Raw genomic sequence first — 14,543 nt, forward strand, 5'->3', positions numbered from 1 at the left:
GATGAGGGCCACCGGGCGGGTACTGGCCGCGGCGCTCGCCGTCGGGCTGCTGGCGGGCGGGTGCGGTGCGGGTTCGTCGGGTTCGTCGAGCTCGTCGGGTTCAGACGGCTCAGCGGGCTCAGCGGGTTCGTCCGGGGCGGGGGGCGCCGGGTCGTCCACCCCGGCCCCGCCCGGGGTCACGCCGCTGGAGCCGCTGCCCGCCGCCGTCCCGGCCGGGCTGGCCCCGTACTACGCGCAACGGCTCGACTGGCAGTCGTGCGACGGCGGGTTCGAGTGCACAGCCTTCCGGGTGCCGCTGGACTACGACCGCCCCGGCGACGGCGACCTCACCCTGGTGGCGGCCCGCGCCACCGCCGTCCCAGCGGGCTCGGGTTCGGGTTCGGGTTCCGCGGAGGGGGCCGGGGGCGGCCGGCTCGGCTCGCTGCTGCTCAACCCCGGCGGGCCCGGCGGCTCGGCGGTCGAGTACCTGGAGGCCGCCGCCCGGACGTACGACAGCGGCGTGCGCGCCCGGTACGACCTGGTCGGCCTCGACCCGCGCGGAGTCGGCCGCAGCAACCCGGTCACCTGCCTGAGCGGCGACCGGATGGACGCCTACACCGCCGTCGACCTCACCCCCGGCGACCAGCACGGAATCGACGCGCTGATCGCCGCCGACAAGGAGTTCGCCGAGGGCTGCCGGCAGCGCGCCGGGGCGGCGCTCGGCCACCTCGGCACCGTCGAGGCCGCCCGCGACATGGACGTGCTGCGCGCCCTGCTCGGCGACGAGCGGCTGAACTACGTCGGCAAGTCCTACGGCACCTTCCTCGGCGCCACCTACGCCGGGCTCTTCCCCGGCCGGGTCGGGCGGCTGGTGCTGGACGGCGCGGTGGACCCGTCGCTCGACTCGGTCACCGGCAACCGCACCCAGGCCGGCGGCTTCGAGACCGCCTGGGCCGCCTTCGCCAAGGACTGCGCCAAGCACGAGGACTGCCCGCTCGGCCGCACCGAACAGCAGATCGGCGATCAGCTCACCGCCCTGCTCGCCACCGTCCAGGCCCACCCGCTGCCCAGCACCGACCACGGCCGCCGACTCACCGCGGCCCAGGCGACCACCGGCGTCATCCAGGCCATGTACGCCGACTTCCTCTGGCCCAAGCTGCGTACCGCGCTCACCGACGCCAAGGCCGGCGACGGCACCAGCCTGCTGAGGCTCTCCGACTCCTACTACGGGCGCGAGGCGGACGGCTCGTACCCCAACCTGATGTTCGCCAACACGGCGGTGAACTGCCTCGACCTGCCCGCCCCGTTCGCCGGGCCGGAGGACGTCCAGCGCGCCGTGCCGGACTTCGAACAGGCCTCGCCGCACTTCGGCCGCGACATGGCGTGGATGGCGCTGGCCTGCACCTACTGGCCGGTCCGGGCCACCGGCACGGCGCACACCATCCGGGCCGCCGGCGCCGCCCCCATCGTCGTCGTCGGCACCACCCGCGACCCGGCCACCCCGTACGCGTGGGCCCAGGCGCTGGCCGGGCAACTGGAGTCCGGACGCCTGCTCACCTACGACGGGGACGGCCACACCGCGTACGGGCACCACGACGCCTGCGTGGACGGCGTGGTCAACCGCTACCTGCTGGCGGGTGAGGCACCGGAGCCGGGCAGGCGCTGCGCCCGGTAGGCGGGATGGTTTCCGCTTCAACCGACCGCCGGTGCGACGTTACGATGAGCGCCCCCCCCGCCCTCATCCCCTCCCCGGAGCGCACCGTGCTCGGAGTCAACGACCTGGCGACGTACGTCCTCGGCGCCCTCGTCATCGTCCTACTGCCCGGCCCCAACTCCCTGTACGTGCTGTCCGTCGCCGCCCGCAAGGGCATCCGGACCGGCTACCAGGCCGCCGCCGGCGTCTTCGTCGGCGACCTCACCCTGATCAGCCTCACCTCGCTGGGCGCCGCCTCCCTCCTCAAGGCCAACCCGGCCGTCTTCGCCGTGGTCAAGCTCGGCGGCGCCGCCTACCTGCTCTGGATCGGCTACGGCATGCTCCGCGCCGCCCGCCAGCTCTGGCGCGAACGCCGGACCGCCGACAACCCCGACAACCCCGCCGCCACCGCCGAACCGGCCGCCGAACCCGTCGAGCGCCCGTTCCGCCGCGCCCTGGTGATCAGCCTGCTGAACCCGAAGGCGATCCTCTTCCTGCTCTCCTTCTTCACCCAGTTCGTCGACCCGGCCTACGGTCAGCCGGCCCTCTCCTTCGGCCTGCTCGGCGGCATCCTCCAGACCTTCAGCGTGCTCTACCTCTCCCTGCTGATCTTCGCCGGCACCACCCTCGCCGCCACCTTCCGCCGCCGCAGGCGCCTCTCCGCCACCCTCACCAGCGGCGTCGCCGTCCTCTTCGCCGGCTTCGCCGCCAAACTCGCCGTCTCCTCCGCCTGACCCCCACCCCCGCCAACCGGGTGTGGATCACCCGCGAAACCTGTGTAGACTGGCCCGCGTTGCCACCACGCGTGACAACGGTGCCGCCTTAGCTCAGCTGGCCAGAGCAACGCACTCGTAATGCGTAGGTCGCGGGTTCGAATCCCGCAGGCGGCTCTGTAGAAGCCCCAGGACTCACTCGCCGTGACCTGGGGCTTTTGCGTGCGTGGGGTGGGGGTCAGGGGGTGGGCCAGTCGGCCCAGGCGGCGGAGGTCATGGTGACCAGGACGGTGCGGTCGCCCGTGTAGGGGGCTCGGCCGTGGCTGGCGAGGATGTTGTCGACGACCATGACGTCGCCCTGTGTCCAGTCGGGGGCGAGGGTGGTGCGGTCGAAGGCGGCGTGGATCTCGGCCAGGGTGTCGGCGTCGATGGGGCTGCCGTCGCCGAAGTAGGCGTTGCGCGGCAGGTTCTGTTCGGGGAAGACGGCGAGGAGCGCCTCGGTGGTCCTCGCGGGCAGCGAGCCGATGTGGAAGAGGTGGGCCTGGTTGAACCAGACGGTCTCGCCGGTCACCGGGTGCCGGGTGAGCGCCGGGCGGACCTGGCTGGTGCGTAGCAGGTCACCCTCCCACTCCCAGGCGATGCCGTTGTCGCGGCAGTAGGCCTCGATGTGCCTGCGGTCCTCGGTCTGGAAGGCCTCCCGCCAGGAGAGGCCGATGCCGTCGTGGTAGGCACGGGTGTAGCGCACGCCGAGGGCGGAGAACTTCTCGACCAGCTCGGCCGGAAGTCCGGTGAGGACGGTGCGGCTGTCCGCGACCGGGGTCTGGCCGCCGGTGCTCGGGGTGCGGGTGGCGAGGAAGAAGAGGTGGTCCGGCCAGCGCGAGGAGTAGGAGCTCTCGTTGTGCTGGGGGATGCGCTGGTCGGCCGGGTACTCGGTGGAGGTGTAGACGCTGCCGGCGACCCGCGAGCGCGGAGTGGAGCGCTCGGTGTACTCCAGGGCGCCGCCGCCGAGGACGGCGGCCACCCCGGCCAGCTCGTCGGTGGAGGCGACTGCGGCGCCGACGAGCCTCAGCGAGCCGTGGCGCAGGGTCAGTCGGCGTAGTTCGGGGCGGTGGGCGAGCAGCCACTCGCCGCGCTCCGCCCGGTCGGGAACGGTGGCGACGGGCTGCACCGTCCCGCTCTCTTCGAGGAAGGACACTTCAAGGTCCGTACGCGATCTCGTCACGGCGGCTTCACCTCGTCTGTGCGGTGGTGGCGGGGATCGGGAACGCCATCATCTTCGCGGCGTGGCCGCCGCCGGGGACAGGCGATTAAGAGAGGCCCGAAAACGTCTGGCGAACGCGGGGCCGGGGCCGCGCCGGGGCCGGGGCCCCGGCGGTGGGCCGAGGGCTACCGGCCGGCCAGGACGGACCTGCCGTGGGGCGCGTTCCGGTGCGGCGCCGTGCCCGGGGGGTGGGCCAGGAGGCGGGTGCCGCCGTTCAGCAGGGAACGGCCCAGGGGCGTCACGGTGTGCAGGACGAGGTTGCGGGTGCGACGGGTGGCGATCAGGCCGGCCGCCCGCAGGACCGAGGTGTGCTGGCTGACGGCGGCGTTGGACACGCCGACGCGGTCGGCGAGTTCGCCGTTGGTGCTGCCGTTGAGCAGGGCCTCCAGCAGGGCGGCCCGGGTCTTGCCGACGAGGCTGGCGAGGGCCTCGCCCTGGGCGGAGTCGAGCGGCCGCTCGGCCTCGCGGGTGCCGAGCACGGCGTCCCCGCGGGAGTCCGGGCGGATCGGGAAGACCAGGGCCGGGGCCGGTTCGGCCTTGACCACGGTGGCGTGCGGCGGGACCACGGCGGGCGCGGTCAGGAACAGCGACGGCGTGATGAGCAGGCCGCGGCCGCTGAGCTCGATGGTCTGGTCCCGGTCGTCCTCGACCTCCAGAACCGGTGCCCGCCAGTGGACGCGCGGGTGCAGGGCCTGGAGCAGCGTCTCCACCCCGGAGGCGCTCATGATCTGCCGGTAGGCGTCGGTGTCGCGGACCAGCCGGGCGTGGATGGCCTGCCAGTACGGGAGGACGGCGATCGTGCCGAACTCCTGGACCAGGCCGTCCGGTCCGGAGGAGAGGTCCTCACCGGCGGTTCGTGTCGGAAGTCGCGGTAACGGGTCGGACGGATCGTCCACCTGCGGCGGCGGAGCGCCGAGCAGATCCCAGATGGTCCGTCCGGAAAGGTCGAAGCGGTGTATCAGGCGTTGGAGCTCTTCTCGGCTCCGTACGCTGTTGGTGACTGTCTGATGCCATCTTCGGAAGTAACCACCCGAGTTCTTCGACCAGTTGTCCAAGGCGAACGCCGCCTCGGCCTCGGCTGTCGGTGGTCCGGCGACCCGGACGCGGACGAGATCCTCCATGGAAAAGACGATGCGGCTCACGAACGTGTTTTCCCTTCCCCCGAAGAGAACTTGGCCACGCGGACGTTCGGCCGAAGCTCCCCCTATTCGACTGGGGGCAATCATCGCCGTTCGCCGGCGCGCCGGGGTATCCCCCGTTCGGGAGATCCGCAGGGGCGGGCCGAGGAGTCGCACACGGTGACAGGAAGGGTGGGGGCGGTGGAGGTGCGGCGAACAGGGGGTGTTCCACCCGGGTTTCGTCCCTATTCCCCACCCCGCTGCATGGTGCCGCCCTCCCAGGCCCAGGCGGCGATCTCGACCCGGTTGCGCACCTTCAACTTCGTCTGGACACTGGCCAGATGGGATTTGACGGTGGAGAGGGAGATGGCCAGCGTCTCGCCGATCTCCTGGTTGGTGCGGCCGCGGGCGACCAGCCGTGCCACGTCGAGTTCCCGGTCGGTCAGGACGGTCGGGGAGAGCGTCGTCGCGGCGGCCTGGGCCGCTCCGGGCCCGGCGGCGGAGAGCCGCTTGAGCAGCCGCACGGTGACGGCGGGGGAGACCATCGCGTCGCCGGCGGCGACCGCGCGGACCGCCTCGATCAGCAGGGTCGATCCGCTGTCCTTGAGCAGGAAGCCCTGGGCGCCGCCGCGCAGCGCGCCGTAGACGTACTCGTCCAGGTCGAAGGTGGTGACCACGACCACCCGCAGCGGGTCGCTCACCCCGGGGCCGGCCAGCAGCCGGGTGACCTGCAGGCCGTTCAACCGGGGCATGCTGATGTCTACCAGGCAGACGTCGGGCCTCAGCCGGCGGGCGAGTTCGACGCAGGTGGCGCCGTCGGCGGCCTCGCCGAGCACCTCGATGTCGGGCTGGCTGTCGAGGATCAGCCGGAAGCCGGTGCGGACCATGTCCTGGTCGTCCGCGATGAGCACCTTGATGGTCATGCCGGCATCCTCCGAGTGCTGGGGTCCGTGTTCCTCACGGGGAGCAGGGCCGTCAGTTCCCATCCTCCCGTATCGTCCGGGCGCTCGGTGAGCGTTCCTCCGACCGCCCGGACGCGCTCCTGGAGCCCGAGGAGGCCGAGGTCCTGCTGTCCGAGGTGGGGGACACGCAGACCCTTGCGGGGCGTTCCCCCGCGTGGCGGTCCGTTGCGCACGGTGGCCTCCAGGGTGGACGGGCCGAGGCCTATCCGTACGGTGACCCCGGTGGCGTCCGGGGCGTGCCGGCGCACGTTGCTCAGGCCCTCGGTGATCACCCGGTGCGCGGTGGTGACGATCTCGGGCGCGAGCCGGGCGGTGAGCGCGGCCTCGTCCAGCTGCAGGTCCACCGGAGTGCCGCCCCGGCGGAAGGACTCCACCATGACGGGTATGTGCGCGATGCCCTGCCCCGAGAGCGGCGAGGCGGCGGCCAGGTCGGTTCCCTCGCGCAGCATGGCGACCAACTGCCGCATCGATTCCAGGGATTCGCTGCCGGCCTGCTCGATGTCGTCGAAGATCGGGACGACTTCCTGCGGCGCGGTCTGCCAGATCGCCCGGCCGGCCTGGGCCAGCACGATGATGCCGGTGACGTGGTGGGCGACGAAGTCGTTGAGGTCGTTGGCGAGGTCGATCAGTTCGTCGCGGCGAACCTGTTCCACGGCCCGGAGCCGGCGGGTGTCGGCCGCGCGCAGGTAGCAGCCGAGGGCGATCGCGGCGCCGGCGACGATGGCCAGCAGCATGACGGTCAGCACTGTCCCGGAGGCGCTGCGGGAGACCCGTGCGGCCAGCCCCAGTAGGGCGGTCACCAGGGCGGTGCAGGTGCCGAGGACGGCGGCGCGGGCGCGGATGTGCCGGGCGGTGGTGATCAGCAGGAGGCTCAGCGCGAGCAGCTCCATCAGCCCGGGGGAGTCCTGCTCGGTGCCGCGGACGAAGCCCACGGCGGACCAGATCAGCGACCAGAGCGCGGCCGCCCCGGCGCGCAGCTCGGGCCGGCCGCGTGGGCCGAACAGCACCAGGGCGGCCGGGACCAGCCCGGCGAGCGGCAGCAGCGGTCCGGCGGTGTCCAGACTCATGGCAAGGTCCAGCAGCCACAGCACGCCGAACCCGACCGCCAGGGCGGCCCGGGCGGCGCGCGGCAGGGTGGACACCGGCGTCGCCGGGGACGCCTCGTCCGGGGCCGGGTGGGCGAGGAGGTCTCGGAGGCTGGGGAGCCGCACGGGCCGGCCTTTCGGGTCGGTGGAGTCGGACGGTCGATCAGGGAACGGGAGGCCGGAAGGTCGCGGGGGAGCGGGGCGGGTGAGGCGGGTCGGGCGGTCGGTGCCGTCGGCTGGACGGGGACGGTCGGAGCGGCGCCCGGACGGGGGTGCCGGGCGCCGCTCGGGGCCTGGCGCCGGGGGCCGGGGCCTGTCTCGGAGGGCGGTGGTTCAGCGGTTGGCGCGCCGTACGGAGTCCACGCCGAGGGCCAGGGCGGCCAGTAGCACCGCGGCGGCGGCCACCGCGGCCGTGCCCGGGCCCTTGCCCTCCGCCACGCCGAGGAAGTCGACCTCGGGGATGCGGTTGAACATCGCGTACCAGAGCAGCGGGTAGAGCGCCTGGAACAGCCGGGGACCGCGGCTGACGATCCCGCAGAGCATCGCCAGGGCGGGCACCACCAGAGCGCCGACCAGGGCGGCGACCGCCGCGCCGGTGTCGCCGGAGGCGCTCAGCCGGACGATCGGCACCGCGGTGACGGCCAGCGCCACGGCGATCCCGGCGAGCAGTCCTGCCAGCAGCCGGCGGCCCGCGGCCGGGCAGGCGGCGAGCAGGTCGTCGATGCTCCCGGCGCCGGCGTGGTTGCCCATCCGGGACCAGATGAGCACCGGCCAGAGCACGGTGAGCGGCAGCACCGGGTGGAGGACGTTCCCGCTCGGGACGAACGCGGCGAGCACGGCCAGGGCCAGCGTGCCCAGCCACCACCAGCGCATGCCCTGGAGCAGGATGCGCACCTCGCCGACCAGTGTGGGCAGGAAGGACGAGCCCGTCCGGGGCGGCGTCAACAGGGACGGGTCGAGGCCGAAGGAGGTGCCCGCGCCGGCGGCCGGCTCCTCGGCGTGGTCCGCGTGCTCGGCACCGGTCCGGTCGGCCGCGCCCTTGGCGCCCGGGACCAGCGCGCCGACCGCGCCGATGGCGGCGGACGGGTCGAAGCGGCGGAACCAGAGCACCGACAGCAGCGCGGCCACCAGCGAACCGGCCACCAGCAGCGCGGCGTTGGCCAGCAGACCGCCGCCCAGGTTGCCGAGACCGAGGCCCTGCCAGTCGAAGGTGACCGGGGTCTTGTCGTCGGAGGTGAGGCCGACGCCGAAGCGCACCGCCTCGGCCGGGTGCCCGGCCGCCGAGATCGCCTGGCGCATCGACTCGCTGATCCGTTCCATGCTCAGCAGGTCGTACGCGCCGGAGGCCTGGGAGGCCATGATGCCGACCAGCCAGACCACGAACCAGATCAGCGCGCCGATGCCGCCGCGCAGGCCCGGCAGGGTGTCGAAGAGCACCGCGCAGGCGGCGACGAGGGCCAGCAGCGGGAGCGTGATCAGGACGAAGGGCAGCAGCAGGCGCACGACGTCGACGTGGTACGACTCGCCCTTGACCAGCTGCACGCCGAACGCGGTCACCGCGAGGGCGAGCAGCATCGAGCCGAGCACCAGCAGGTTGCTGCAGAACTTGCCGAACAGGTACGAGGGCCGGGTCATCGGCGTGGCCGCGAGGATCTGGCCGACGCCGTTGCGCTCGTCCTTGGGGACGGTGCCGCGGGTGATGTTGAAGCCGGCCAGCGCCAGCCAGACGGCGCCGCCGAGCGCGGTGACGGTGCCGACGTAGCCGCTGGTGTACAGGCCCCGGTAGCCGCTGATCTGGAAGACCTGCCAGGTCGAGGAGCCGACCGGGGCGGCCAGCAGGCCCAGGGCGAGCGTGCCGAGCAGGACCACCAGGTAGGCGGGGCGGCGTCGGCGCTCCCGGAAGTCGGCGAGGGCGAGCGCGGTGACGGTGCCCGCCATCAGCGCACCACCGCCTGCGGGGCGGCCGGAGCCGGGGCGGAGGTCAGCAGCAGGTAGGCGTCGTCGAGCCGCGGCGGGACCGGCTCGGCGTGCTGGGCGGGCGCGTGCGGGGAGATCACCCGGGCACGGACGCCCTGCGGGGTGCGCGTGGTGCCGCCGAGGACGAAGCGCGAGCGCAGGGCCGGGATCTGGTCGGAGGCCACGGTGAGCTCCCAGATCGAGCCCTCGGCGAGCCGCAGGAGCTCCTCCGGGGTGCCGTGGTGGATCAGCCGGCCCTTGCCCATGATGGCGATCCGGTCAGCGGTGGCCGCCACGTCGGAGACGATGTGGGTGGAGAGGATCACGATCCGCTCGGAGCCGAGGCCGGTGAGCAGGTTGCTGAACCGCATCCGCTCCTCCGGGTCGAGGCCGACGGTCGGCTCGTCGACGATCAGCAGCTGGGGGTCGTTGAGCAGCGCCTGGGCGATGCCGACCCGCTGGCGCATGCCGCCGGACATCGAGCCGAGCCGCTGCTTGGCGGCTCCGGAGAGGTTGACCAGGTCGAGCAGCTCGGTGATCCGGGCGTTCGCGGAACGGCCCTGCAGCCCCTTGGCCGAGGCCAGGTAGGAGAGGAACTCGCGGGCGGTCAGCTGCGGGTAGACGCCGAAGTCCTGTGGCAGGTAGCCGATGGTGCGGCGCAGCGGGCCGGGGTTCTCGGCGATGTCGGTGCCGTTCCAGAACACCTGGCCGGAGGTCGGCTTGGTGACGGTGGCCAGGATCCGCATCAGGCTGGACTTGCCGGCGCCGTTGGAGCCGAGCAGGCCGAGCACGCCGGGGCGCAGGGTCAACGAGAAGGAGTCCACCGCGCGCTTGCCGCCGCGGTACTCCTTGGTCAGGTCGGTGATCTGGAGTTCCATCGCTCAGTCTTTCGTGTTGACGCGGACGACGCCGACCTTGGAGGCGACGGTGATGGCGTGGGCGGAGTTCGGGTCCTCGCCGACCTCCACGTGGGGGTTGGACGAGCCGGCCTTGGCCTCGACGTGGTAGCGGGTGCCGTCCTCGGGGACCCGCACGGTGATGCTGCCGGTGTCGGACTCGGCCTTGACCCTGTCGGGCGCCTTGACGAAGGTCAGCTTCACGCTGCCGTTCTCGTTGGCGACGTCCACGTCGGTGGAGGAGAGGCCGCTCGCGTCGACCTTGCCCTTGTCGGTGCGGACGGTGAGCGGCGCGGCGAGGCCGTCGAGGTCCACCGAGCCCTGCTCGGTCTTCACGTCGAGCTTGCCGTCGACGCCCTTGGCGGTGACGCCGGCCGATCCGCTGCCCTGGACGGTCACGGCCACGCCCTTGGGGACGTGCACGGTGTACTGGGCCTTGCAGTTGAGGACGATGCCGCTGCACTTGCCGGACAGCTTGAGGGTCTCGCCCTCCAGCGTCCAGGCGGCGTTGCCGTCCTTCGCGGCCTGGCCGGCGAGCCTGCGGTCGGCCCTGAGGGTGGTGCCGTCGGCGGGCACCAGGGTCACATCCTTGTCGGTGTCCACGGTGAGGTGCGTGCCCTGGAAGCCGAAGTCCTTGGAATCGTTGCGGGGTTGGGCGTCCAGGTCGTCGCTCACACCGCAGCCCGTGAGTGCGATGGCCAGCGCGGAGATCGGGGCCACCCAGGCCAGCTTGGCGGTCGACATTTTCATACCCGTCATGCTCCCGGCGGGGCCGGGGCGGCAACATCCGCCTTTCGGGAGAGATCGGCGGGGCGCCTCGTCCCTTTGGCCGAGGACGTGCTCTCGTTCTTTCGGCTGGGGCGGCACGGGTGAACGGACTCGGGTGGACCGGGGGTTCACTATACGAATTCCTCGGGGAAAGAGCGCCCGCCCGGCACGGGCCGATGAAGGCCGTGCCGGGCGGGCGGGGAAGGGGTGTTCGGAAGCGGTTGTCGCGGGCCGCCGGCTCCGGCCTCAGATCAGCACGGTCCGCTTTCCGGTGACGGCGCTGATTCGCCGGGCGTCGCGGGTGAGATTGACCCGCTTGAGCCAGCGGTCGGTGCCGTCGAAGCGGCAGCGGAAGGACTCCCGGCCGTGCACCACCCGGAAGTTGTCGACGAAGACCAGGTCGCCGGGGGCGAGCGAGATCCGCTCCACGTGCTCGCCGAGGACGGCCTGGACGGTCTCCACGGCTTCGGCGGCCGCGTCGTCGCCGGGCAGCGGGCGCATGAAGTCGATGTCGAAGCGCAGGTAGGGGGTGTTCGGGGGGCCGAACAGCACGGCGCCGAGCTGCGAGCCGTCGCCGGCGCTGTCGGGCAGCGAGCCGAGGTTGTGGGAGTCGTCCGGGAGGAACAGGAAGCGCTCCTGGAACAGCACCTCGCGGACGTCCTGAGGCAGGTCGAGTGCCTCGGCGCGGACGTAGGTGGTGCCCACCTGGGTGGGGTTGCGCAGGCACAGCAGGGCCACGTAGTCGCTGCGGCAGGGGTGGAAGACGTCCTCGGTGTGGAAGTTGAGCTCCCTGGTGCTGCTGGCGCTGGTCAGCGAGTTGTCGTCCTCGGGGGTGGGGCAGACGTCGTGGACCAGCCGGCCGGCCTGCTGGCTGGTCCAGCCGAACGGCTCGGCGAGTCCGGCGCCGACCAGGGCCAGCACGCCCTCCTCGTGCCAGCCCGCGCCGAGCTTGGCGGCCGGCTCCCAGCCGAGCGGGGTGGGCTCCAGATCGGCCCGGACCGGCAGGTTGGAGACCACGGTGATGGCCTCCCCGCCGGTCCGCGTCGCGGCGAGGAAGGTCCGCAGCCGCTCGGGCAGCCGCTGGGCGGCGCCGGTGGCGGCCGCGGACATCCGCGAGGGGTCCTGGTCGCCGTTCAGCGACTCCAGGAATTCATCGGCGAGAACCGCGATCTCGTCGCGCTCTTCATCGTGCAACCGCAGCGTGGACACCGCTTTCCTTTCTTTCGCGTCGGTGCGCCCTGGGGATTTCCGGTCAGGACGCGATGGAGCGTGGGCGGAGGTCGTTCCAGTTGCTCTCGACGTAATTCAGGCATTCCTCCCTGGAGTCGGGTCCGTACGTCGACGACCAACCGTCTGGAACGTCGAGGAAATCCGGCCAGAGGCTGTGCTGGTTCGCCTGGTTGACCAAAACCCGGAAGGTGCCGTCGGCGTTCTCGAACGGGTTGCCCATTCGTCTCTCCCTGAACTGGTGGGGCTGGCACTGGCACCGCTCATGCTGGGAATCGGTTCGGCGTGCTGACAAGCTCGTTAAGCCAGGCCTTAAATCAGAAAACGGACCCTTCGGCTTCGCTTCGCCGAATGCCTGTGGCGGGCCGGTATATCGCGCTGACCTGCGGTTATCGTGCCCTGCTTAAGGAGCTGGAGCCTGCTGTTGGTTCCGGTCGAAACTGATGGCACCTGCCGGAAACCGAACAGGAGGCATCCATGTCGATCACTGAAGTGGCGATACCCGGGGCAAAACTGACATCGGCCGACATCTACAACTCGGCGGTGGCATCCTGGGCAATTGCCGCAGCCTGGGAGGTGGGCGCGCTCGACGAACTGGACGGCGCCGCCTCTCTGGATGCGGAGGAACTGGCGGAAAAGCTCGGGCTGGACCCGGTCGCGTCCCGCGGGATGTTCCAGGCGCTCGCCTCGGTCGGGGTCGTCACCCGCGATGGCGGCACCGTCAGCCCCGGCCCGATCTTCGACGAGGTGAACACCTACCGGTCGTACTTCCACTGGCTCAGCCGGGGCTGCTCCGGTCTTTATACCGAAATGCCCTCGGTGCTCCGAAAAGAGAACCGGGTCGGTTCCTTCCACCACCGTGACGGCGCGGCCATCGGCTACGCCTGCCGCGAGCTGTCCTCGTTCTCGTTCGACCCGGCGTTCTGGGCCGCGATGGATCGGCTGCCGTTCGACTTCAAGGTCGCCGCCGACCTCGGCTGCGGCAGCGGCGAGCGGCTCATCCAGCTCGCCAACCGCTACCCCGGCACCCGCGGGCTCGGCCTCGACATCGGCCTCCCGGCCGTCGAGATGACCACCCGTGAGGTGGCCAGGGCCGGCCTGTCCGACCGCATCACCGCTCTCCAGGCGGACGCCCGCGACCTGGCCCCGCACCCCGTCTTCGCGGAGGTCGAGCTGCTCACCTGCTTCATGATGGGCCACGACTTCTGGCCCCGCGAGAACGCCGTCAAGTCGATGCGCACCCTGCGCGAGCGGTTCCCCAACGTGCGCCGCTTCCTGCTGGGCGACACCACCCGCACGGTCGGCTACCCGGACCGCGGGATCCCGCTGTTCAACCTCGGCTTCGAGTCCGCCCACGACCTGATGGGGGTGTACGTGCCCACCCTGGACGAGTGGTACGGGGTCTTCGAGGAGACCGGCTGGAAGCTGGCCGGCGAGCAGCGGATCGAGTCGCCCGCCGCCTCCGTCGTCTTCGAGTTGGAGTGACCCCGACACCATGACGACCACCTCGGCAACCCCCACCAGGAGCGTCGACCCGGCCAGCGCCGGCGGGCTCGGCCGGCTGCTGCATCGACTGATCCGCCGGCACACCGTCCCCGGAGCCCAACTCGCCATCCTGCACCGGGGCGTGACCTCGGTGGTGGTGGCCGGGGAGGAGCGCCACGACAGCGGCCGGCCGGTCGTCGCGGAGTCCCGGTTCCCGGTCGGCTCGCTCACCAAGCCGTTCACCGCCGCGCTGCTGACGACCCTGGCGGGTGAGGGCGAGGTGGACCCGGACGCCCCGCTCGGCGAGCAGTTCCGCGAGTTCGCGGCGCTGCCCGGGGCGCTCGGAAGCGAACTGACGCTGCGGCACCTGCTCACCCACACCGGCGGACTGCCCGGGAGTCACCCCGCCGAGCAACCGCCGGCCGACCGCGACCAGTACCTCAGGGAGGCCGCGGCGACCGTGGTCTGCCCGCCGGGCACGGCCTTCTCCTACTCCAACGTCGGGCTGGTGGCGGCCGGCCGAGTCGCCGAACTGGCCCTCGGAATGCCGTGGGAGGAGGCCGTCACCTCGGTCCTGCTGCGTCCGCTCGGCATCCGAGCGGCCTTCGTCACCGGTTCGGGCGCCGCCGCCGGGCACGTCCCCGGGCACGCTGCGCAGCCGGCGTACGGTACCGCCCGCCCGGTGGCCCAGCTGCTGCCGCCGGTGGAGGCGCCGGCCGGCGCGCTCGCGCTCGCCGCCGCGGACCTGCTGCGGTTCGGCACCCTGCTCGCGGACGAACCGGTGCGCCCGCGCGGGCCGCTGCTGCCGCCGCCCCGGGTCACCGAGGCGATGCGCCGGATCGAGCCGAACACCGACGCGTTCGGCCTGGCCGACGCCTGGGGCCTCGGCCTCGCGCACCACCTGGCCCCGGACGGCCGGACCTGGGTCGGTCACGACGGCACCGGCGACGGCACCTCCTGCCACCTGCGGGTCGACCCGCAGGAGGGCACGGTCGTCGCGCTGACCACCAACGCGGGCACCGGACTCGCGCTCTGGGACGACCTGCTGGCCGAACTGGGCGAGGCCGGGATCGAGGTCGGCAGTCACCCGTTCACCCGGCTGCGCGGCGACGCGCCGCCGGCCCCCGAGCACCTCCTCGCCGACTGCGCGGGGACCTACCGCAACGGCGCCACCGAGTACCGCCTGGTCCGTGACCCGGACGGCCTGCGGCTCGACCAGGGAGGCCGACCGTTCGCCCGGCTCGCCGTCCGGTCGGACCTGGCGTTCTCGGTCGTCGAGCTGACCACCGAGCGGACCGGCTACACCGGCCGCTTCCACCGGGACCCGGACACCGGGCGGATCGACCGCATGCAGGTCGGCGGGCGCCTGGCGGCCCGGTGGTGAGCGGCGGTACACGGCA

The 14,543-nt window shown here is 72.5% G+C and carries 13 protein-coding genes and 1 tRNA gene; 5 read left to right on the top strand and 9 right to left on the bottom strand.

Translation table 11 applies throughout. From position 1 onward, the window contains the following. Position 1: 1 nt before the first annotated feature. From ACFV6D_RS08090 to ACFV6D_RS08100, 3 genes are all read left to right on the top strand, one after another. Complete coding sequence (locus ACFV6D_RS08090; RefSeq protein ID WP_380558905.1) at positions 2-1,654, top strand: alpha/beta hydrolase; 1,653 nt, start codon at positions 2-4, stop codon at positions 1,652-1,654. 86 nt (positions 1,655-1,740) lie between these two features. After that, positions 1,741-2,406, top strand: a complete 666-nt coding sequence (gene leuE, locus ACFV6D_RS08095) for a leucine efflux protein LeuE (RefSeq protein WP_063348703.1) — start codon at positions 1,741-1,743, stop codon at positions 2,404-2,406. Between the two features lie 82 nt (positions 2,407-2,488). Continuing rightward, positions 2,489-2,562, top strand: a tRNA-Thr gene (locus tag ACFV6D_RS08100). A 61-nt stretch (positions 2,563-2,623) separates the two neighbouring features. Here ACFV6D_RS08100 and ACFV6D_RS08105 read toward each other — a convergent pair. The 9 genes from ACFV6D_RS08105 to ACFV6D_RS08145 all read right to left on the bottom strand — a co-directional run bounded on the left by ACFV6D_RS08105 (position 2,624) and on the right by ACFV6D_RS08145 (position 11,881). Then, positions 2,624-3,580 carry a TauD/TfdA family dioxygenase gene (locus ACFV6D_RS08105; RefSeq protein WP_380558907.1) on the bottom strand — a complete coding sequence of 319 codons (957 nt, stop codon included), beginning with the start codon at positions 3,578-3,580 and terminating at the stop codon, positions 2,624-2,626. Between the two features lie 191 nt (positions 3,581-3,771). Further along, on the bottom strand, positions 3,772-4,767 hold the full coding sequence (locus tag ACFV6D_RS08110) for an ArsR/SmtB family transcription factor (RefSeq protein ID WP_380423305.1): 996 nt from the start codon (positions 4,765-4,767) through the stop codon (positions 3,772-3,774). Positions 4,768-5,009: 242 nt separating this feature from the next. Then, positions 5,010-5,687 (bottom strand): response regulator transcription factor, encoded by a 678-nt coding sequence (locus ACFV6D_RS08115; RefSeq protein WP_063348706.1) that lies wholly within the window; start codon positions 5,685-5,687, stop codon positions 5,010-5,012. Then, the gene (locus ACFV6D_RS08120) at positions 5,684-6,937 is read right to left on the bottom strand and encodes a sensor histidine kinase (RefSeq protein WP_380558909.1); all 1,254 of its coding nucleotides are present in this window, start codon (positions 6,935-6,937) and stop codon (positions 5,684-5,686) included. The genes ACFV6D_RS08115 and ACFV6D_RS08120 overlap by 4 nt, the downstream gene beginning before the upstream one ends. A 207-nt stretch (positions 6,938-7,144) precedes the next feature. Beyond that, positions 7,145-8,749, bottom strand: a complete 1,605-nt coding sequence (locus ACFV6D_RS08125) for an ABC transporter permease (RefSeq protein WP_380558911.1) — start codon at positions 8,747-8,749, stop codon at positions 7,145-7,147. Next, the gene (locus ACFV6D_RS08130; protein ID WP_063348709.1) at positions 8,749-9,645 is read right to left on the bottom strand and encodes an ABC transporter ATP-binding protein; all 897 of its coding nucleotides are present in this window, start codon (positions 9,643-9,645) and stop codon (positions 8,749-8,751) included. Before ACFV6D_RS08130 ends, ACFV6D_RS08125 begins: the two co-directional genes overlap by 1 nt. Before the next feature lie 3 nt (positions 9,646-9,648). After that, on the bottom strand, positions 9,649-10,413 hold the full coding sequence (locus ACFV6D_RS08135; RefSeq protein ID WP_159398483.1) for a DUF4097 family beta strand repeat-containing protein: 765 nt from the start codon (positions 10,411-10,413) through the stop codon (positions 9,649-9,651). A 264-nt stretch (positions 10,414-10,677) separates the two neighbouring features. Continuing rightward, on the bottom strand, positions 10,678-11,640 hold the full coding sequence (locus tag ACFV6D_RS08140; RefSeq protein ID WP_244293424.1) for a TauD/TfdA family dioxygenase: 963 nt from the start codon (positions 11,638-11,640) through the stop codon (positions 10,678-10,680). 43 nt (positions 11,641-11,683) lie between these two features. Continuing rightward, a complete protein-coding gene (locus ACFV6D_RS08145; RefSeq protein WP_063348711.1) occupies positions 11,684-11,881 on the bottom strand; it encodes an MbtH family protein in 198 nt (65 codons plus the stop codon). Between the two features lie 254 nt (positions 11,882-12,135). Here ACFV6D_RS08145 and ACFV6D_RS08150 point away from each other — a divergent pair, with 254 nt between their 5' ends. After that, positions 12,136-13,143, top strand: a complete 1,008-nt coding sequence (locus ACFV6D_RS08150) for a cyclopropane-fatty-acyl-phospholipid synthase family protein (protein WP_063348712.1) — start codon at positions 12,136-12,138, stop codon at positions 13,141-13,143. Positions 13,144-13,153: 10 nt separating this feature from the next. After that, positions 13,154-14,527 carry a serine hydrolase gene (locus ACFV6D_RS08155; protein WP_063348713.1) on the top strand — a complete coding sequence of 458 codons (1,374 nt, stop codon included), beginning with the start codon at positions 13,154-13,156 and terminating at the stop codon, positions 14,525-14,527. Positions 14,528-14,543: the final 16 nt, after the last annotated feature.

This window comes from Kitasatospora sp. NPDC059812 (assembly GCF_042732075.1).
Lineage (GTDB): Bacteria > Actinomycetota > Actinomycetes > Streptomycetales > Streptomycetaceae > Kitasatospora.